Source organism: Exiguobacterium profundum (genome assembly GCF_001909285.1).
Taxonomy (GTDB): domain Bacteria; phylum Bacillota; class Bacilli; order Exiguobacteriales; family Exiguobacteriaceae; genus Exiguobacterium; species Exiguobacterium profundum.
This window is the reverse complement of the sequence record NZ_MRSV01000001.1, coordinates 1,537,680-1,557,130: the sequence shown is the minus strand read 5'-3', so window position 1 is coordinate 1,557,130 and position 19,451 is coordinate 1,537,680. Positions and strand designations below refer to the sequence as shown.

The following is a 19,451-nucleotide window of genomic DNA, read 5'->3' as shown; positions in this document are numbered from 1 at the left end:
TTCATGTAAAATCCATGTAGACTATTATTCGCTCCTTGAGTTTGTAAACCTGCCCAAAAAAATAAAGAACAACAGCACTGTTGTTCTTTACCACTAATCTTATTGATTCAAATCATAATGTTTCCCTTTTTCGAGGAAAATTAAATGTTCTCCGAAGTTCGTCACATGATCGCCCATCCGTTCGAGGTATCGAGCAATGTTCGAGAATTCGTATACATCGTTCGTCCCAACCGTCATGGCCGGAAGAGAACCGATATATTGTTTAATCACCGTTAGATTGATGTCATCAATCACGCGGTCCATCTCATTGAGTTCACGAACACGGCTCACTTCACCTTTACGATAGGCACGTGTCGCCAGTTCAAGCATGTCAATCAACTGCTCGGCCATCTTCTTGAGCGGTTGGATGTCAAGTACATAAGGAACGTGCTCGATTCGTGTCACTGCTTTTGCGATGTTTGTCGCATAGTCCGCAATGCGTTCAAGATCTGTCGCTGATTTCATGGTCACAATCAGACGTCGTAAGTCAGTCGCGACTGGTTGCTGTTTTGCAATCAATAGAATCGCTTCGTCATTGATTGTCAACTCCAACTCGTCTAACTCGTTATCGTTATCAATCACGGTTTTAGCCAATTCGAGATCATGTTTTTCCAACACTTCGATTGCCGTCGCCGTTTGGCGCATCGTCAAGTTTGCCAATCGTACAACTTTATCTTCTAATTCAGTCAACTTCGTATCAAAAAATGTGCGGTTTTGTGCCATCAATCCAGTCTCCTCCTTAACCGAAACGGCCAGAAATATAGTCTTCCGTCCGTTTGTCAGATGGATTCGAGAAAATCTTATCTGTTACATCGAACTCGACAACTTCTCCATTTAAGAAGAATGCCGTTTTATCCGAAACACGGGCAGCTTGTTGCATGTTATGTGTCACGATGATGATTGAATATTGTTCTTTCAACTCTTGTACCAATTCTTCCACTTTCAATGTAGAGATCGGATCAAGGGCAGACGTCGGCTCGTCCATTAAGATGACATCCGGTTCAATCGCTAACGTACGCGCGATACAGAGACGTTGTTGTTGTCCACCTGAAAGTCCGTACGCATTCTCATTCAATCGATCTTTTACTTCATCCCAGATTGCCGCACCACGTAATGAACGCTCGACAATTTCATCGAGTACTTTCTTATTTTTGATTCCGTGCGTCCGCGGTCCGTATGCCACGTTGTCATAGACCGATTTTGGGAACGGGTTCGGTTGTTGAAATACCATCCCGACCGACGTACGCAAGTCTTCTACTTTATATCCACGGTCGAAGATGTTACGACCATGATACAAGATTTCACCGTTCGTCCGAACCGATGGAACGAGTTCGACCATACGGTTTAGAGTCTTAATGAACGTCGATTTCCCGCACCCAGATGGTCCAATGATTGCCGTGACTTCATTCTTTTTAATATCGAGGTTGACGTCAATCAAAGCTTGGTCTTCTCCATACCACAAGTTCAAATTGTTGACGACATAGGCGCTATCTTTTTTCATCTCAGTCGTTGTCGGTTCTGTCGTAGTTGTATTCACGTTTTGATCTCCTTTGTTGAGCTCTTGTTGTTTCATCATCTCGAGCTTCCTCCTCAAACATCTGCAAAAAAGACTTAGTGTCGATTTGTATATTTGTTTCGAATATAGATTGCAACCGAGTTCATCGCGATGAGCATCGTCATAAGTACGATGATCCCTGCTGCCGCTAAGTTTTGGAACTCTGCTTGTGGTCGGCTCGTCCAGTTGTAAATCTGGATCGGGAGGGCCGTGAAGTCAGAGAAAATGTTACTCGGTGTCGTTGAAATGAATGTTGCCGCTCCGACCATGATGAGTGGAGCCGTTTCACCAATTGCACGGGAAACCGCTAGGATAATCCCCGTGATGATTCCTGGTAACGCCGAAGGTAACACGACGTTAAATGTCGTCTGCCACTTCGATGCCCCGAGTGCTAGCGAAGCGTGTCGTAATTCCATTTTGACTGCTCGTAGCGCTTCCTGTGAGGCCACGATAACAATCGGCAAACTCATGAGACCGAGCGTCAAAGCCCCGGCCATAATCGAGTTTCCTAATTCCATGACACGTACGAAAATCGTCAAACCGAGCAATCCGAACACAATTGATGGGACGCCAGCCAAGTTTGAAATGTTGACTTCAATAAACGAAGTCATGCGATTTTTTGGAGCGTATTCTTCCAAGTAAATTGCCGCTCCAACACCGATGACAAACACCATCGGTACGATCAATAGCATGAGCCATAACGACCCAATCAACGCAGGATATAATCCAGCCTGTTCAGGACGGCGCGACGGGAAGTTGCGCAAGAAATCGAGATTGACCCACCCTGCCCCTTTGGACACGATGTCATAAATCAACGTCGATAAGACAACGAGCGCAAAGAAAAGTCCCGCCAAAAAGATGTACTTAAATATTTCATTCAATTGTAAACGTCGTTTAATTCGTTGAGACACCGTCTCACGATTCATCAAGTTCTTCGTATTCTTGAACTCACTGTTCGGTAAAGCCATATTAGTACTCCTCTCTGAAGCGGCGCGTCACCCAGTTTGCGAGCAAGTTCATCAATAGAGTGAAGACGAACAACAGCGCACCGACCGCATAGATACTGTAATATTCGATTGTGCCATAACCTGCATCACCTTTGGCGATTTGAACGATATACGCTGTCATCGTCTGAATCGCATTGAGCGGATTGAACTCGAAGTTTGGCTGTGAACCACCAGCGATGGTTACAATCATCGTCTCCCCAATCGCACGGCTCATACCGAGAACGATGGAGGCAATGATTCCAGACGTCGCTGCGGGCATGACAACTTTTGTCGCCACTTCAAGACGTGTCGCACCTAAACCGAGCGCACCGTCCCGAATTTTCTTCGGAACAGCACTCATTGCATCCTCAGAAATCGAGGCAATCATCGGAATAATCATAATCCCGACGACAATCCCTGGGCTTAGTGCATTGTAAATTTGAAGTCCTGGGATGAGTGCTTGCAGAATCGGTGTAATGAATGACAAGGCGAAGAAACCGAATACGATGGTCGGCACACCGGCCAACACTTCTAGAATTGGTTTCAATACACGTCGTGCCCGTTCAGAGGCGTATTCACTTAAATAAATCGCAGACGCCAAACCGAGTGGGACGGCTACAATCATCGCAATCACAGTAATTTGGAGTGTTCCCATGACAAGGGCCCATACCCCGAAGCGCTGATCTGCACTAAGTGGGTACCATTCTGTCGATCCTAAAAATTCTGCGACAGGGACTCGTTCAAAGAACTTGAATAGCTCAAAGCCTAGTGTGAACGCAATACCAATGGTCGTGACGACCGATACGAATGCGCTCAAGAATAATAAGAACGGCATGATTTTATCAAACACGTTCGTCGTACTATATTTCTTTTGTTTATTTTGTTGAATCATCTCTCGAATCGAAAGCTTATTGTTCGGTTCATTCATCTCGTGTATCGCTCCCTACCTCTTCATACTAGAAAGCATGGCGAGAAGGCGAGACCGCGTCTCACCTTCTGCCACCTATCATCTTATTCTCCAGCGATTTCGTCGATCATCTTCATGTTTTCGTCGTAACGCGCTTGTTCCATACCGACATATCCTACTTCTTCAGAGAGCGCACCTGCGTTTTCGTTCATGAAGCGTGCGAATTCTGCAACTTGCTCTTTGTCTTTCAACGAAGCGTTGTTGACGTACGTGTAGATTTCACGTGAGAGTGGATAAGAAAGGTCATTGATTGTTTCTGGAGTTGGCTCTACACCCTCGACTGCCATGGCACGAAGCGTGTCTTGGTTTTCGATGTAGTATGCATATCCGAAGAATCCGATTGCACCTTCTGTTCCAGCTACACCCGTGACGAGGACGTTGTCATCCTCTGACAATTGTGCGTCTTCACGAATGTCCGTATCGTCAAGGACGGCTTCATTGAAGAAGTCAAATGTACCTGAGTCTTTACCTGGTGCGAAGAATGAAATCTCCTCATCTGGCCAGTCTGAACGAACGTCTTTCCATGTCTTGATGCTTGTGTCCGTCCACATCTTATTCAATTCTTCAATCGTGATATCTTGTGCCCAATCGTTCGCTGGGTTAACAACAAGCGAAAGTCCATCAAGTGCAACCGAGAGTTGCGTGAATTCCACACCGTTTTTCTCAGCTTCGGCTGCTTCTTCTTCTTTGATTTCACGTGATGCGTTCGAGAAGTCTGTCTCTCCCGTCACGAAACGTTTGAAGCCACCACCCGTACCAGAGACACCGACTGTCACTTCAACTTCTGGTTGTTCAGCTGAAAATTCTTCTGCGACTGCTTCCATGATTGGGAATACAGTTGATGATCCATCCATGACCACTTTTCCTGAGAGCGCATCGCCGCCTTCAGCAGCGCCACCTTCTTCATTGTTCCCACAAGCAGCACCTACGAGTGCGACTGAAGTGATTGAAGCGAGTAAAGCTGATTTTTTCATCCAAGACATTTGTGACGTCCTCCTTGAGTTTGCTTTGATTTTTGTTGTGGATTTGTTGTTCTGTCCTACAATTAATATCCTAATGAACTTCTATTAACGAGAAATAAACGGAACGTAAAAGAATTGTAAAGACAAAAAAAGAAGTCACCGAAGTGACTTCTTTTACTGAAGCATTGCATTGACGTCTTCTAGATTAAAGTAAGCTTTCATGATGTCGTGCGCGACACGCGTATTGATTCCTTCCGCCTCAAGTCCAGGCATGATGATCGCCCAAGCGATTTCCGGATCATCGAACGGTGCCCAACCGACATGGTTTGAGTTCAATGTCTTAATCGGTTCTCCGTTCGCATTTCGTTTCGCCTGACCATCTGCCCCTTCCGCGATTGCTTGAGCAGTTCCGGTTTTACCTGCAGCCGTCATACCGGTCTCCTGTAAAATGCGAGACGAACCGGACGCAGATTCAACCCCTTGACGATATCCTTCACGGACACGTTGAATGTATTCATCCTGGATATCGACTTTATTCAACGCATTCGGTTGGAACGTGCTCACGACTTGCTTATTGTTCTCATCAAGCGAACCCGGCTCAATGATTTCTTTCAGCAAGTGTGGTTGTACACGATAGCCACCGTTCGCCAATGCTGACGTATATTGCGCCAATTGAATCGGAGTATAAGAAATATACTGTCCGATCGACATATCCATTAGAAGCGTGACGCGGTCCGGGATGCTACGGAATCCGGTCGACTCAAACGGCAAGTCGATCCCTGTTTCGATTCCGAGACCGAATTGTTTATAGTAGTGTTCCATCGTTTCGAACGCCTGCGTGACATTTTCCCCGACAATTTGACCTGTCGAGTAATAATCAGCTAGACGCAAAGCAATTTGGAACATATAAATGTTCGATGACATCGCGAGTGCATCTAAGTCGTTGATGTTCCCCATATTCCGGTAGGAAGCTTTCACTGACGAACCAATCCGAATCGGAGCATCATAAATATATTCTCCCGGTTTCACGACGCCTTCTTCGAATCCATAGGCGACCGTCGCCCCTTTGATGGTTGATCCGATTTGGCTGGCGCGAAGAACCGTTCCGGTCGACACATCCTTGAATTCGTTCGTTTCCAAATCGAGTTCTTGTCCCGATAAGGCGAGCAATTCACCCGTTTGTGGATTCATGACGACAGCGAATGCTCGGTCGAAATGAGGACTTCCAGAGCGCCCTGCGCGAATCGCCTTTTTCAAGATCTCATCGATTTCTTTTTGGAACTCGATGTCGGTCGATAAGACGATGTCTTTGCCTGGATTCCCACTCACTCGTGTCGGTTCACCGACCGGCTCCCCTTTATACGTCGTGAACACATCATAGGCCGGCGTTCCCCGAAGGACGTCTTCATACTGTTGTTCCAAGTAGGAGGTACCAACCCGGTCGTTCAACCCGTAACCCTTCGCCTGATAAGATGCACGTTGTTCCGCCGGAATTTGACGATAACTTCCTAGAAAACTTTTGAACGTCTCATCATAAGGATAATCCCGTTGATAGTAAGGTTCGACACTCACTCCAGGCAACTGCTCTAAGTTCTCTTCGATGACCGCCATCTCTTTCGGGCTTGCACCGATTTTGATGACCTGTGGGTCGAGTGCATAGCCACTCTCCATATTGTGTTTAATGGCGATGATTTCTTCTGTCGCATCATCAAACGTGATCTCTTCTTCGGTGATTGAATCAAGCAAAAGCCGGTCCACGTCTTGGTTAGACAATGCGGCTCGCTCCTCTTCCGATAATTCTTCCAATAACGCTTGAGTCCGTTCTTGCGCCAATTCCGGATTCGTTGCAATCCAGTAATCCTTTCGATCTCGCTCCGTCATTTTACGGTCTTCTTTTGGAATGTCGACGATTTCCGCCAATTTTTTCGCGACGTCTAAACGTTCATCCGTTTTTGTCACTTGAGAGCGGCGATACATGACCGAGTAGTTTGAAATCGTATCCGCCAGCACTTGACCGTTCCGGTCGTAGATTTTACCTCGCGGCACTTCATATTTGATTTTACTCGACTCCGTTTTCTGTACTTCCCGAGCAATCAGTTCACCATTCACGATTTGTACGAAACCCAAACGAAAAATGAGGGTCGCAAATAGAATGAAGACGATGAAAAATAGTAAATTTAAGCGTAACGGTAAGTGGTTTCGCCGTTTTTTCGGCACTTTTACCCGATTTTTTGCCAAGTCCGTTTACTCCCTCCACGTTCATTTCCTTCTATATTATAGAGGACAGGAATCCCTGTCGTTTTGTCCGATTTTCACTATATCATAATTTGTTTACAAATTAAAAAAAAACACAAAAAAACCCGAGATTCGTATAAGAACCCCGGGTAAGACCAGCTTATTTTGCGTCAGCGTATAATTTCGCCACATAATCCCAATCGATGACATGGAAGAATGCGTTGATATAGTCAGGACGACGGTTTTGGTAGTTCAAGTAGTAAGCATGTTCCCATACATCAAGACCGAGGATTGGCGTAACACCTTCCATGATTGGTGAGTCTTGGTTTGGTGTAGACGTGACTTCGAGTTTCCCGTTCTTCACGACGAGCCAAGCCCATCCTGAACCGAAACGAGTCGTTGCAGCTTTCGTGAATTCGTCTTTGAACGCATCAAAGCTACCGAACGACTCATCGATTGCAGCAGCGAGATCGCCAGACGGTGTGCCGTTCTCATTTTTCTTCAAGAGCTTCCAGAAGAACGAGTGGTTCCAATGACCGCCACCGTTGTTACGGACAGCTGTTTGAATGTCAGCAGGAAGCGAATCGATTTTTTGAAGCAAGTCTTCGAGTGAAGAGTACTCCACACCTTTTCCTTCGAGTGCATTGTTTACGTTTGTGACGTAAGTGTTGTGGTGTTTCGTGTGGTGGATTTCCATCGTGCGTGCATCAATGTGTGGTTCGAGTGCATCATATGCGTAATCAAGTTGTGGTAATTCAAATTTAGCCATTACTAAAATCCCCCTTAAAAATTGTTTTGAACAACGTTCGTCTTAAATGTAACAGATATGTGACGGTCGACTCAATTGTAATGCTTTATTCGACATCTTCTTCTGGCAATGCCCAAACTGAAATCGACCCCGCCGACACTTTAAATACCCCAAATCCTTCTTCATCAATCTCAATTCGATCATCCAACGTATTCGTTAAATCGACCCATGTTTCACCGGCACGTTCTTCCCCGACAAACATTCTCTTTTCAGATTCATCAGAAGTTGAAATGAGGACGGCACATCCGGAACGTTCGATTTCCTCCACACCTTTTCGTACCCACCCGATGACGTTTGCATCATCAAAGTAATCATCCTGCTCCCCGTACGCTTTCTCTCGGCGCGCATATAGAAGCGTATCAATGGCGAGCTTCATCCCATCAGTCGGGTGAGGACCGTCTATACCGTAGTAATCGCCATAGAAGACACATGGATAACCATCTTTACGAAGTAAGACAAGACCATAGGCGATTTGCTTGAACCAATCTTTCACCCATGACTCAAGCGCCTCCTCGGGTTGTGAATCGTGATTATCTACGAACGTCACGGAATGAAGCGGGTGTGACTGAACGAGCGTATCATCAAAAATGGTTCGCATGTCAAACGCGGCCCCTTCCTCTGAGGCTTGATGTAATTTGTAATGGAGCGGGACATCGAATAAATCGACATGGTAATCGATATTATCGAGAAATTCACGACAGGCATCAAGGTCAGATTTCCAAAACTCGCCGACAAAATAGAATTGGTCACCTTTCTCTTCCCGCATCGTCTGACTGAACTCTTTTACAAAGTCATAGTTGATGTGTTTAATGGCGTCAAGACGGAATCCATCACATTTCGTCTCCTCGATGAACCATTTCCCCCAATTCAACACTTCTTCACGCACATCGGGATGGTGGTAATCGATGTTCGCAAACATTAAATAGTCATAGACACCGAATTCATCGTCGACGTTATCATTCCATCTTTTGTTTTCTCCAACAATAAAGAAAATACCGGAACGATCAGTCGCCGCATCATAATCCGTTCCGTTAAAGTGCGTGAAGTCCCATTTGAATGAAGAGTATTTCCCATCACGAGCTTCGTAATCAAATTTTGTCCATCCCTCGATTTCGAACGCTTCATCTGAAAGGACTTTCGTACGGTCGTCGGGATCTACTTCTAACACTTCAAACTTCTCGGTCGCATCCGCCCCGGCTTTATGGTTCATGACGACATCCATATAAATCTGCATCCCGAGTTCTTGTTGGCAATAGGCTGTCGCTTCAAGTAGTTCTTTTTTCGTACCGTATTTCGTGGCAATCGATCCTTTTTGATCGAACTCACCCAAATCATATAAGTCATAGATTCCATAACCGGTATCTTGATCACTTTGCCCTTTTGTGACAGGTGGTAGCCAAAGTGCAGTGATTCCTGCTTTATTTAAGTCGGCTGCTCTCTCTTTTAGTCGCTTCCAATGCTTTTGATCTGCCTCGAAATGCCATTCAAAAAATTGCATCATGGTGTGGTTTCGTTCCATTTTGTCCGCCTCGTTTCATATTTTTCAAAAAACAAAATGCTAACGAGTATTTACCCAGCAATTTTAAATTGAAAACAAAAAAGCGACGTTCACATTGTGACGTCGCTTACGAATGGACCCTGTAGGACTTGAACCTACGACCGGACGGTTATGAGCCGTCTGCTCTAACCAGCTGAGCTAAGGGTCCTTATAAATAGCGGCGGAGGGAGTCGAACCCACGACCTCACGGGTATGAACCGTACGCTCTAGCCAGCTGAGCTACACCGCCATGTTGTTATACAGTAATAATATACTGAATATGTCTTGGAGTGTCAAGGAGTATTCCTTGCCGAATAAGAAAAAGCACCCCAAATTTCATTTGGAGTGCTTCTGATTTATACGGTTACTTCGTTTGCATCTTCAAGTGTGATTTCCGTGATGTTCATAGCATGGTCGCCGATTCGCTCCAAGTTCGAAAGCATATCGACGAAGAACATACCTGCTTGTCCATCGCAAGCACCTGTGTTCAAACGAACGACGTGGTTCTTACGGAATTGACGCTCGAGCATGTCGAGTTTCGCTTCCATTTCAATGACTTTACGTGCTTCAATCATGTCGCCGCTCCCCAACGTTTGAAGAGATTTCTCTAATGTCGCACGTGTGAGGTCGTACATTTCAGTCAATTCTTTTTGTGCATCTGCCGAAAGCGTCACTTTCGTAGCTGTCTTATAATCAATCAACTCGATGATGTTCTCAACGTGATCACCGATTCGCTCGATATCGTTGATGGCATGCATGAGTGTTTTGTGTTCTTGAGATTCTTGTTCTGTCAAATCAACAGCAGCCAATTTCACGAGGTAATCTGTAATTTTCGCATTCAACGAGTTCAATGCTTCTTCGATATGTGCCGACTTTTCAGCGTGCTTCTTGTCGCCAGTCGTCAAATAGTTGCGTGCTTCATCAAGACCAAGTTTTGCGAAATCTCCCATGCGGATGACTTCATATTTCGCTTGCTCGACTGCAATCGAAGGCGACTGTTGAATGAAGATCGGGTCTAAATGTTGTGCTTTCGTATCGACAATCGAGTCTTCACCTGGGACCAACTTCGTCACAATCCAAGCAATCGTTCCGATGAACCAGAACTGGATCAATGTGTTGACGACGTTAAACGTACCGTGTGCGAATGCGATTTGCATCTTGTCTTCAATTACCAAGAGTTCTGTAATCCAATAGATGTATTTCGTGAATGGAATTAGCAAGATCATAAAGATTGTCGTACCAATCAAGTTAAAGATGACGTGAGCAGCTGCTGCACGACGTGCGGCAACTGATGCACCAATTGAAGCAAGTACTGCAGTAATGGTTGTTCCGATGTTATCGCCGAACAATACTGGAAGAGCAGCATCCAAATCAATCGATCCACCAGCATATAGTTCTTGCAAGATTCCGATCGTCGCAGACGATGATTGAACAATCACGGTAAATACTGTACCAACGATGACACCGAGGAACGGATTGTCACTCATTGATTGCGTCAAGTCGATGAAATATTCGCTTGAACGAAGTGGTTTCATCCCACTTCCCATCAATTCAAGTCCATAGAACAACATCCCGAAGCCAAAGAAGATTTGACCGAGGTGTTGTAATTTTTCTTTTTTAAAGAAGAACAATAGTACCGCACCGATTGCAATAATCGGGAGCGCGTACTCTCCGACATCGAATCCGATGATGAACGCCGTCACCGTCGTCCCGATGTTCGCCCCCATGATGACCCCGATTGCTTGACGGAGTGTCATGAACCCGGCGCTAACAAGTCCGACCGTAATGACGGTTGTACCTGAAGATGATTGAATCAATACTGTCACAATAATCCCGGCGAGTACACCGAGGAATGGATTCGTTGTATACTTATCAAGGATGTCTCGCAGGCGATTCCCTGCAGACTTTTGGAGTCCGTCTCCCATCGATTTGATCCCGAAGAGGAAGATCCCTAGACCTCCAAAAAACATGAATAACATTTCTTGCAAATTGTATTCCACGATTTTTGTACTCCTTTTAATTAAGAATTGGTTGGATTTGCTTGGTTTTTAATGCCCTACTCATTATGCCTTCATCGGCAGTATCATGTAAACACGTTTATTGTAAAAGTTTTATTAAAACACTGTACCACTTCATGCATCTTATTGACTTCTGTAATATAACAGATTGGAGTTTTTAGTATGTTGTCCACTATTTTGTCGTTTCTTCGAACAAGTCTTTTCCCATCTAAGCAAGTATTGCGTCTTCGTTTAGCCCCGCTCCATGCCTATATGGGAGCCACTCTCGTGTTGACGCTTCTGATCACTGTCTTGGACTTTATTGTGATTCGTCCTGATTTTTTCGTTCCGATGTGGCTATTCTTACACGGATTCGCCATTTTCTTTTTCTATTTACTTTGGGTCGCCATCATGGCTTTATACGTTCAGTTGGTTACAAAAGTCTACTCGAAAAACATGTGGGCCTACCGTCAAGCTTGGCCATATGCCGTGGCGATGACATTCGTCCCTACCGTTATATTAGTGGCGTTGTACCACATGAACCCGTCTCTTATATGGATTGGTTTCATCATTGGACTCGGATATATCACCTACCCTTTAACGAAAGTGCCAAAAAAAAAATAACGACAAGCGTCTTCGTAAACGCTTGTCGTTATTTTTATGCCGGAGAAAGTTCCTCGAGCGTCTGATTCAATGCTTCACTTTGGTCACTCAAGTCAGTACCTGCAGACTGTAAGGCAGACTGCACATTGGACCATCGTTCGACACCGTCGTTCAACTCGAATAACTTTCGTTCGAGTAACGAACTGATTTCTCGCAACCGCTCATTCGATTCGATTAATTGCAAGAGCTGTCTCCCCGTATGTGACGTTTGATCCGAGATGGACTGAAACTCATCTAACTGAACTTTGATTTCATGGTCGATTGTTCCGATTCCAATCTCTACTCGATAAACAGCATCTTTTAATAGATGCACTTCTTTGATAAAGTCATTGACTTCAAACAACAGGTCCTTTCGTTCTTCGTTCAATGCTTCGATTGCATCTACCGCGAGAAGTGTCGCTTCATTCGTCATTTTTGCTAACTTCCCAACTTCATTGGCAACAACAGCAAATCCTTTACCATGTTCTCCTGCGCGGGCTGCCTCAATCGATGCGTTAAGCGACAACATCTTCGTAGCTGTCGACACCGATAGGATACTCTTTAGCGCCTCATCCGCTTTTGAAGAGTTCGACTCACTCTCTTCAAGCTTTTGTTGAATACTCTCCACTTGTTGCTCAACATAATCACTCGCCTCTTTCACAGAATAGAACGTTTCAAGTTCTTCATGTAATATGGATTTCAGTCGATTGCCACGGTCGTCCACACTCGAAATTTGATGTTCCAGCATTTCGATTTGTTGTGTCACTTCTCTCATTTTGAATGTAGAATCGCTTGTCACCGACTGATATGAATGACTCGTATGTTCTACCGTAACCGCAACTTCACGGAATTGTTCAACCTGATGATGGCTGTTCATCAGTTCTTGTTGGAAGATTGGAAGACTTTGATGAAATGCACTCGCTGTCTTCCCCATCATATCCATGGACTGATTCCATAATTGAATGAACGTGTTGAACTCGGTTTCGAGTATATGGATTTCTTTGGATTTCGCTCCAAGTGCCACGTCATCGAAACGACGCGTTTCAACGGCACGGCGCAATGAATGGGCCAATACACTCAACGGTTTGACTTCACGATGAATCAATCGCGAAAAGAGGATGGCCATCCCAATCATCGCAATGAATAAAATGAACGTGATATATTTTCGCAGTTCAGTCATTGGACCAAGCGCAGATTCTTTCGTGACAACGAGAACGTAATCTGCTTTTAGCTCAGGGATCGAGACCGATGCCATTAGTAAACCATCTTTCTCTTCTACTTCAGATGTTGTCGTTTGTGAAACTATCCCTACAATCTGCTCTGTTTTCATTCCTTTTGACCCACTCAATTGCTCAACAGACTCTCCACGTACTAAAAATTGCGCTGCTTCAAAATCATCTCCCGATAGAATAGAAGCTTGTTGCATATAAGTAGATTTTAATGACCGGTTGAGTTGCTTCTCGTTTGCTACATATGCACTGTACGACGTCTTCACCGATTCTCGCATGACCGTAACTTCTCGCATAAGGCGCTGCTCGATTTCTGCGGACAATAGTTGTTCAGACTTTAGGGCGAACCAGCTAAACGTCACGATAAAGACAAGTAATATGATTGGCATGAGCGTCCATTGGAGGCGGTGCCCTATTTTAAAATGACGATTTAGTCGAGCGTTTCGTCCCGTACCCTTCATTTGATTTCGCTTGAAATTCATCTTCACGTTAAGCCACCTCTTTTTCTAATCTCGCCTATATATCGGTCTTGAGACGGTGGAAAATTATGAAGTAGATGTTAAGATAGCGTTAGAGTTTGTAAAGAGCACACATCCGTCACGCATCCTAGATGCTTTTTCACATTCTTTTCGTTATGATAATGAAGAAACCTTATCATCTTAAATCGATTGGATTCTTTCCAAAAGAAGGAGATTACGTATATGTCAGAAATTTTGCATCGTTCATTAACACGTCCGGTCCGCGTCGGTAACTTGATTATCGGAGGATCGAACGAAGTCATTATTCAATCTATGACCACTACGAAAACGCATGACGTCGAGGCAACAGTTGCCGAAATCAAGCGTCTTGAGGAAGCTGGTTGCCAAGTCGTTCGCGTGGCTTGTCCAGACGAACGTGCAGCTGACGCACTTGCAGAAATTAAGAGCCGCATCAATATCCCGCTCGTCGTCGACATCCACTTCGACTACAAGCTTGCTTTAAAAGCCATTGAAAGTGGCGTCGATAAAATCCGGATTAACCCGGGTAACATCGGTCGTCGTGAGAAAGTAGAGGCCGTCGTCAATGCGGCGAAAGCAAAAGGGATTCCAATTCGAATCGGTGTTAACGCCGGCTCATTAGAAAAACAATTCCTTGAAAAGTATGGATATCCGACCGCGCAAGGTATGGTCGAGAGTGCGATGCATCACGTGAAGATTCTCGAGGATCTCGGCTTCTATAACACGATCATCTCGCTCAAAGCTTCAGACGTAAACCTTGCTCTTGAAGCCTACACACTCGCTGCGAAGACGTTTGATTATCCTCTTCACGTCGGGATCACAGAGTCAGGTCCACTCTTCTCCGGTTCACTTAAATCGGCTGCAGGACTCGGTGCGATTCTTTCTCTTGGAATCGGTTCAACAGTTCGAGTTTCACTTTCAGACGACCCGGTTGAGGAAGTAAAAGTTGCGAAAGAAGTGCTCAAGTCATTTGGACTTGCAGCAAATGCCGCGACTTTGATCTCTTGTCCAACATGTGGACGAATTGAAATCGATTTGATTTCGATTGCAAAAGAGGTAGAAGAATACATCCAAAACATCAACGTCAACATTAAAGTTGCCGTTCTCGGATGTGCGGTAAACGGTCCTGGTGAGGCTCGTGAAGCGGACATCGGAATCGCAGGCGCACGTAATGAAGGACTTCTCTTCCGTCACGGAAAGATCATCCGTAAAGTGCCTGAGGCGACGATGGTCGAAGAATTGAAAAAAGAAATCGATGCGATTGCTGCTGAAAAAATGGCGGAACGTGAGCGCGAAGAACAAGAGCTCGCAAACCAATCAAATTAATGAATCTCATGCCCGTACGGTTGCAACCGTACGGGTTTTTGATAGAATAGAGGGCATGTGAGGAGGAGTGATGAGATGCGAATCGGCATTGATTTGGATGGAACCGTTACAGATCCTAAAAGTTGTTTTTTATATATGAATGAATCACTCGGCTATTCGATTGACTATCATCGTGCGACCGAGTACGAGTTGCACACGTATACGACGATGGAGCAACATGAATTTTGGAAGTTTATGATTGAAGAGGGGCATGAAGAAGCGATTTACCGTCGTTCACTTCCGCACTCTGATGTGTTGGATGTGTTATGGGAATTAAAGCAGCAACATCACCTGCATTACGTCACCGCCCGAAGTGAGGCGGTTCGACCGGTTACCGAAGAATGGATCAAACAGCATCGTTTGCCCCTTGATTCGTTGGTCATGACCGGTTCTCACGATAAAATCAATGTCGTCAAAGACTTGTCACTCGAACTGTTTATGGAAGACCGGTATGAGAATGCCATCTCGATTCATGAAGAAACGTCAATTCCAGTACTCCTATTCGACGCACCCTATAATCGTAAGACGTTACCTGAAGGCGTAACTCGCATTTCGACATGGCGTGAGGCGTATCACCATGTCGCGCAATTGGAGAAACAAATCGTTCTACAGCAACGTTAAAAGGCAAGCCCGACACAATCGGGCTTGCCTTTTAAATTCGTCCGAGCTCTTCGATTATATCGCTTGCGAGGACACTTGCGGGGTGTATACTCTGGCTAATCGACTTGGCAGCGAGCGCATGCCATAGCACCGCTTGCTCGTTCGGTGCCGAAGGCTTTTTTCTTCTAGCCCATAGCGCAAGTAGGATTCCGGTCAACACGTCCCCACTTCCACCTTTCGCTAACGCCGATGCTTCAACGGTATTGACGGCACCTGTTCCGTCAGGTGTAACGATGATCGTATACGTTCCTTTTAAAATCAAATGGACTCGGTGTTGCTTCGCGAACTCACAAGCGATGGAAAACCGATCTGCCTCGATCTCTTCAACCGATTTTCCGGTCAATCTTGAAAATTCACCTGGATGCGGTGTCAGCGTAAGCGGCCCCCGGGTTTCCAATCGTTTCGTCGATAGTGCCCCAGCGTCCAAGATGACAGGACAAGACTGCTGTTTTGCGTATTGCCAAATGAGATTCAACGCTTCCCCTTCGACCATACCGGGACCGATGGCAAGTGCATCGTACGGTTGTTCCACCACATCGATGTGTTGCTGATACATCGCTTCAGGCAGTGTTGAGATAAGCGGGATCGCTTCACGTGGAATGGAGAGACGTAATAAGCCGATACCAGAACGAGTTGCAGCACGACCACCCAAGAATGGCGCACCGAGAAAATGACGACTCCCCCCGATAAGCATCCCATGTCCATATGTCGTCTTATGGCTGAATTGATCGCGTTGTAATAGAGATCGGTCAAAGTCAGCATCGGTCAACACCTTCCAATCGGATGTATTCGGGAGCCCGATGTCAACCCGTTCCACCTTGCCATAGAACGGAGCCGTCCGATTTAAGAATGTCGAACGCTTGAAACCGTGTAACGAATACGTATTTGTCGCCCGAATTGCCAAGTCATCAAAGTCTCGAGTGTGATCACTCGGTATGCCTGACGGTACGTCTATCGAGATGACAGGTGTCGATTGGCGATTCACCCATTCAATCACTTCCCGCGCTTGACCAGTCACGGGACCGGACAACCCAACGCCAAACAAGGCATCAATGATGATATCTGTTTGGATTGGCCGTTCCACAAGGCGAAGGAATGAAGATGCATAGGAAGCATGGATTGCAGCCGCCTCCGTTTGACTTTTCCCTAACGGTGACCACACGCTGACATCATGCCCTTTCATAGCAAGCTCTCGAGCGACGACCCAACCGTCCCCACCGTTATTGCCTGTGCCACAAATCACCAAAATGGTAGACTGCGAATCGATTCGAATGTGAGGCACAATCGCCGAGGCCGCTCGCTCCATCAACACCTCTTCGGGCATCCCATTTTGAATCGCTGTGCGATCGATCTGCTTAATCTCAGCAGCTGTATAGATCATCTAACCTCCCCCTTCGATACAAAAAAGGGATTGAATCAAATCAATCCCTTTTGCTTACATTCTTTACAATACCCATATATCTCAAATTTATGATCGACCACTTCAAATTCAGGGTCGAGCGCCTCTACAAAGCGCATCGGACATAAATCGAGCAGTTTCGTCTTTCCACAGCTCCGACAAATCAAATGATGATGGTGATGTGCCGCACTGCAGGTGACTCGAAAGGATTTCTCACCATCGAGTTCCGTCGCTTCAAGTAATCCTTCCTCCGCAAACGACTTCAAATTTCGATACACCGTATCAAAACTCATCGTCGGATGTTTGTCTCGCATGTACTCGAGTACTTCCTTCGCACTGATATATCGGTCTTCTTCAGAGAGATAAGCATACATTTCAAGACGTTTCGGCGTCACTTTTAAAGAAGATGCACGAAGACGATTCAATTGTTCAGTCTCATTCATGTTGTACCTCCTTTTTCTTAAAACTCATGACTTTCTCGAGCGCCATGACTGCTGCTAAAATACCGACTGCTATCAATACGATAACACCGCCCGGAGCGACATCGAGATCATACGCAAGGACAAGTCCACCGATTGTCGCGACCTCTCCGAAGATGATGGACCACATAATGGTCTGTTTGAAACTCGAAGTAAAGCGTAGCGCCGCTGCGACGGGTAACGTAATCAAACTAGATACGAGAAGTGTTCCAACAATTCGCATGCTGACGGCAATCACAAGCGCTACGATGAACATGAATAAAAGGTGAAGCATCGTACTCGGTAATCCTGACACTTTTGCCTGTTCTTCATCAAATGACAAGAACAGCAACTGCTTATAGAAAATAAGAATCACAAAGACCGTCAAGACGGCCACACTGACAATCAATGTGATGTCCGATTGACTCACAGCTGAAATCGATCCAAACAAGAGTGTGGACAAGTCGACCGAGAATCCTCGTGATAGCGAGATAAAGATGGCACTAAGTCCCATTCCTGCGGACATCATAATCGGAATGGATAGTTCCTGGAAGTGCACATATTTACCTCGAAGCCAATTGAGTCCTAACGCAGCCAATACAGAGATGAGCGTTCCCATATACAGGGGGTTCAGGTCAGCGAATAGAGCGATATATTGTCCGAGAAATAAACTGAACGAAATTCCGGCAAGCGTCATGTGTGACAATGCATCGGCAATCAAGCTCATCCGTCTCACTACAATGAATGAACCGATGAGCGGTGCGGTAAACCCGATCACAAGTGCTGCAATGAACGCATAACGTAAAAAACTATATGTCCAAAGATCTGTGATCATGTCGTTCCCTCGTGAACAAGAACTTTGACAGGATAAGGTTTGATGGACGATGCGAGTTCTCCGAGCTCGCTATATTCTCTCAGTCCACAATTGCATGCTAATCGTCCGCGGTCGAGATGGACGACTTTCGTGACAAGATCGGTCACCACGTTTAAATCGTGGGTGACGAGGACGAATGTACAAGTCGTATGTTCACGAAGCATATGCAAGACTTCATAAAAATCTTGTAAGTGTTTTTGGTCCACGCCGACGGTCGGCTCATCGAGAATCAATAGATCAGGCTGGTTGACCATCGCCCGAGCGATAAAGACACGCTGTTGTTGCCCACCGGACAGATCTCCAATTTTCCGATGACGAAACTGCCACATGTTGACCGTTTGTAACGCATTTTGAATCGCTGCCTGGTCTTCCATTTTTAAACGTTTGAATAAACCGAGACGTCCATATCTGCCCATCGCAACAACTTCTTCGACGGTAACCGGGAATCCCGAGTTAAAGGAAGCCGCTTTTTGGGAAACGTAACTGATACGAGACTTGTCTTTAAACTGCGAAATGGGCTTGCCGAACAATTCGACCGACCCTTGTTGCGGGTTCAGTAATCCAAGAATGGTTCGAATCAAAGTCGACTTCCCAGAACCGTTTTCTCCAACGATTGCGACAAAGTCCCCTTGTCGAATATCAATCGATACGTTTTGTAAGGCTGGTGTCCCATCATAGAAGTAAGACACCTCGTTTAATTTGACGACAGATGTAGTCATCTAATCCCTTCTCTCATATGTTAAATCGTAATCATTTCTACTTTCTAGGCGTTTGTATTATACAGAATATCACGCATACCTTCAAGCAAGACCGGTTTCATCTAGCCAAATGATGAACTACTCGCCACTTATCTGTTTCACAAATTGAAGTGGGAGCTTCTTGGGAAGACCGTACTTTTACTAGCCACGGTTATGGACCAAGCTCGTCGGGCAGTCCCTGCCCTGAAGGATTTGTCAGTCAGCCAACATCAACAGGTTGATGCTCGCGTTGATGTCACGGTCATGATTCGCGCCACAGGCACACGTCCATTCACGGACATCCATCGCCTTCTTCTCGCCTTTCACGCCACAAGAAGAACAGATCTGCGTCGATGCGTACCAGGGGTCCGCCTTAATGAGCGTCCGTCCGTAGAAGTTTGATTTGTACTCGAGTTGACGGACGAACTCATGCCAGCTGACATCCCCAATGGACTTGGCGAGCTTATGGTTTTGCATCATGTCCTTCGACTTCAATGTCTCCAC

At 45.6% G+C, this 19,451-nt stretch carries 18 protein-coding genes and 2 tRNA genes; 3 read left to right on the top strand and 17 right to left on the bottom strand.

The window, feature by feature from the left end:
• Positions 1–99 precede the first annotated feature (99 nt).
• From phoU to BBB58_RS07975, 11 genes are all read right to left on the bottom strand, one after another.
• Positions 100–762: a phosphate signaling complex protein PhoU gene (gene phoU / locus BBB58_RS08025; RefSeq protein ID WP_012726611.1), complete on the bottom strand. Its 663-nt coding sequence runs from the start codon at positions 760–762 to the stop codon at positions 100–102.
• A gap of 16 nt (positions 763–778) precedes the next feature.
• Positions 779–1,540 carry a phosphate ABC transporter ATP-binding protein PstB gene (gene pstB, locus BBB58_RS08020; RefSeq protein WP_224862754.1) on the bottom strand — a complete coding sequence of 254 codons (762 nt, stop codon included), beginning with the start codon at positions 1,538–1,540 and terminating at the stop codon, positions 779–781.
• Between the two features lie 110 nt (positions 1,541–1,650).
• The gene (pstA, locus tag BBB58_RS08015; protein WP_074036658.1) at positions 1,651–2,562 is read right to left on the bottom strand and encodes a phosphate ABC transporter permease PstA; all 912 of its coding nucleotides are present in this window, start codon (positions 2,560–2,562) and stop codon (positions 1,651–1,653) included.
• 1 nt (position 2,563) lies between these two features.
• Positions 2,564–3,508, bottom strand: coding sequence for a phosphate ABC transporter permease subunit PstC (pstC, locus tag BBB58_RS08010; RefSeq protein WP_031423281.1), 945 nt, complete (start codon positions 3,506–3,508; stop codon positions 2,564–2,566).
• An 83-nt stretch (positions 3,509–3,591) separates the two neighbouring features.
• Entirely contained in the window at positions 3,592–4,530 is a 939-nt protein-coding gene (locus BBB58_RS08005) for a PstS family phosphate ABC transporter substrate-binding protein (RefSeq protein ID WP_074036656.1), read from the bottom strand.
• A gap of 153 nt (positions 4,531–4,683) precedes the next feature.
• Positions 4,684–6,747 carry a peptidoglycan D,D-transpeptidase FtsI family protein gene (locus tag BBB58_RS08000; RefSeq protein WP_074036655.1) on the bottom strand — a complete coding sequence of 688 codons (2,064 nt, stop codon included), beginning with the start codon at positions 6,745–6,747 and terminating at the stop codon, positions 4,684–4,686.
• 157 nt (positions 6,748–6,904) lie between these two features.
• Positions 6,905–7,513 (bottom strand): superoxide dismutase, encoded by a 609-nt coding sequence (locus tag BBB58_RS07995; RefSeq protein WP_074036653.1) that lies wholly within the window; start codon positions 7,511–7,513, stop codon positions 6,905–6,907.
• A gap of 85 nt (positions 7,514–7,598) precedes the next feature.
• Complete coding sequence (locus tag BBB58_RS07990) at positions 7,599–9,071, bottom strand: alpha-amylase (protein ID WP_074036651.1); 1,473 nt, start codon at positions 9,069–9,071, stop codon at positions 7,599–7,601.
• Between the two features lie 113 nt (positions 9,072–9,184).
• A tRNA-Ile gene (locus BBB58_RS07985) sits at positions 9,185–9,258 on the bottom strand.
• A gap of 7 nt (positions 9,259–9,265) precedes the next feature.
• Positions 9,266–9,339: transfer RNA gene (locus BBB58_RS07980), tRNA-Met, on the bottom strand.
• 106 nt (positions 9,340–9,445) lie between these two features.
• Positions 9,446–11,089 carry a Na/Pi cotransporter family protein gene (locus BBB58_RS07975; protein WP_074036648.1) on the bottom strand — a complete coding sequence of 548 codons (1,644 nt, stop codon included), beginning with the start codon at positions 11,087–11,089 and terminating at the stop codon, positions 9,446–9,448.
• 180 nt (positions 11,090–11,269) lie between these two features.
• Between BBB58_RS07975 and BBB58_RS07970 the strand changes: the two genes are divergently transcribed.
• Positions 11,270–11,710: a hypothetical protein gene (locus BBB58_RS07970; protein ID WP_074036645.1), complete on the top strand. Its 441-nt coding sequence runs from the start codon at positions 11,270–11,272 to the stop codon at positions 11,708–11,710.
• A gap of 34 nt (positions 11,711–11,744) precedes the next feature.
• Here the strand turns inward: BBB58_RS07970 and BBB58_RS07965 are convergent, their stop codons facing one another.
• Complete coding sequence (locus BBB58_RS07965; protein WP_143180268.1) at positions 11,745–13,439, bottom strand: methyl-accepting chemotaxis protein; 1,695 nt, start codon at positions 13,437–13,439, stop codon at positions 11,745–11,747.
• Between the two features lie 219 nt (positions 13,440–13,658).
• Here BBB58_RS07965 and ispG point away from each other — a divergent pair, with 219 nt between their 5' ends.
• Together ispG and BBB58_RS07955 are read left to right on the top strand one after the other, a co-directional pair.
• A complete protein-coding gene (ispG, locus tag BBB58_RS07960) occupies positions 13,659–14,780 on the top strand; it encodes a flavodoxin-dependent (E)-4-hydroxy-3-methylbut-2-enyl-diphosphate synthase (protein WP_012726622.1) in 1,122 nt (373 codons plus the stop codon).
• A 75-nt stretch (positions 14,781–14,855) separates the two neighbouring features.
• Positions 14,856–15,440 (top strand): hypothetical protein, encoded by a 585-nt coding sequence (locus tag BBB58_RS07955; protein WP_074036640.1) that lies wholly within the window; start codon positions 14,856–14,858, stop codon positions 15,438–15,440.
• Positions 15,441–15,471: 31 nt separating this feature from the next.
• Here BBB58_RS07955 and BBB58_RS07950 read toward each other — a convergent pair whose 3' ends face one another.
• The 5 genes from BBB58_RS07950 to BBB58_RS15400 all read right to left on the bottom strand — a co-directional run.
• On the bottom strand, positions 15,472–16,860 hold the full coding sequence (locus tag BBB58_RS07950) for a bifunctional ADP-dependent NAD(P)H-hydrate dehydratase/NAD(P)H-hydrate epimerase (protein ID WP_074036639.1): 1,389 nt from the start codon (positions 16,858–16,860) through the stop codon (positions 15,472–15,474).
• A 35-nt stretch (positions 16,861–16,895) separates the two neighbouring features.
• On the bottom strand, positions 16,896–17,321 hold the full coding sequence (locus BBB58_RS07945; protein WP_012726625.1) for a Fur family transcriptional regulator: 426 nt from the start codon (positions 17,319–17,321) through the stop codon (positions 16,896–16,898).
• On the bottom strand, positions 17,314–18,171 hold the full coding sequence (locus BBB58_RS07940) for a metal ABC transporter permease (protein WP_074036637.1): 858 nt from the start codon (positions 18,169–18,171) through the stop codon (positions 17,314–17,316). The genes BBB58_RS07945 and BBB58_RS07940 overlap by 8 nt, the downstream gene beginning before the upstream one ends.
• Complete coding sequence (locus BBB58_RS07935; RefSeq protein ID WP_074036635.1) at positions 18,168–18,929, bottom strand: metal ABC transporter ATP-binding protein; 762 nt, start codon at positions 18,927–18,929, stop codon at positions 18,168–18,170. Before BBB58_RS07935 ends, BBB58_RS07940 begins: the two co-directional genes overlap by 4 nt.
• Positions 18,930–19,163: 234 nt before the next feature.
• On the bottom strand, positions 19,164–19,451 hold a 288-nt coding region (locus BBB58_RS15400), incomplete at its 5' end, for an RNA-guided endonuclease TnpB family protein (protein ID WP_244150711.1).

What these genes read in the sequence shown, in the direction of transcription:
- ispG (WP_012726622.1), top strand. Translation starts at nt 13,659, where the DNA reads ATGTCAGAAATTTTGCATCGTTCATTAACACGTCCGGTCCGCGTCGGT.
- pstB (WP_224862754.1), bottom strand. Translation starts at nt 1,540, where the DNA reads ATGAAAAAAGATAGCGCCTATGTCGTCAACAATTTGAACTTGTGGTAT.
- pstC (WP_031423281.1), bottom strand. Translation starts at nt 3,508, where the DNA reads ATGAATGAACCGAACAATAAGCTTTCGATTCGAGAGATGATTCAACAA.
- BBB58_RS07945 (WP_012726625.1), bottom strand. Translation starts at nt 17,321, where the DNA reads ATGAATGAGACTGAACAATTGAATCGTCTTCGTGCATCTTCTTTAAAA.
- BBB58_RS08005 (WP_074036656.1), bottom strand. Translation starts at nt 4,530, where the DNA reads ATGTCTTGGATGAAAAAATCAGCTTTACTCGCTTCAATCACTTCAGTC.
- BBB58_RS07955 (WP_074036640.1), top strand. Translation starts at nt 14,856, where the DNA reads ATGCGAATCGGCATTGATTTGGATGGAACCGTTACAGATCCTAAAAGT.
- BBB58_RS07990 (WP_074036651.1), bottom strand. Translation starts at nt 9,071, where the DNA reads ATGGAACGAAACCACACCATGATGCAATTTTTTGAATGGCATTTCGAG.
- BBB58_RS07940 (WP_074036637.1), bottom strand. Translation starts at nt 18,171, where the DNA reads ATGATCACAGATCTTTGGACATATAGTTTTTTACGTTATGCGTTCATT.
- BBB58_RS07995 (WP_074036653.1), bottom strand. Translation starts at nt 7,513, where the DNA reads ATGGCTAAATTTGAATTACCACAACTTGATTACGCATATGATGCACTC.
- BBB58_RS07935 (WP_074036635.1), bottom strand. Translation starts at nt 18,929, where the DNA reads ATGACTACATCTGTCGTCAAATTAAACGAGGTGTCTTACTTCTATGAT.
- BBB58_RS07970 (WP_074036645.1), top strand. Translation starts at nt 11,270, where the DNA reads ATGTTGTCCACTATTTTGTCGTTTCTTCGAACAAGTCTTTTCCCATCT.
- pstA (WP_074036658.1), bottom strand. Translation starts at nt 2,562, where the DNA reads ATGGCTTTACCGAACAGTGAGTTCAAGAATACGAAGAACTTGATGAAT.
- BBB58_RS07950 (WP_074036639.1), bottom strand. Translation starts at nt 16,860, where the DNA reads ATGATCTATACAGCTGCTGAGATTAAGCAGATCGATCGCACAGCGATT.
- phoU (WP_012726611.1), bottom strand. Translation starts at nt 762, where the DNA reads ATGGCACAAAACCGCACATTTTTTGATACGAAGTTGACTGAATTAGAA.
- BBB58_RS07965 (WP_143180268.1), bottom strand. Translation starts at nt 13,439, where the DNA reads ATGAATTTCAAGCGAAATCAAATGAAGGGTACGGGACGAAACGCTCGA.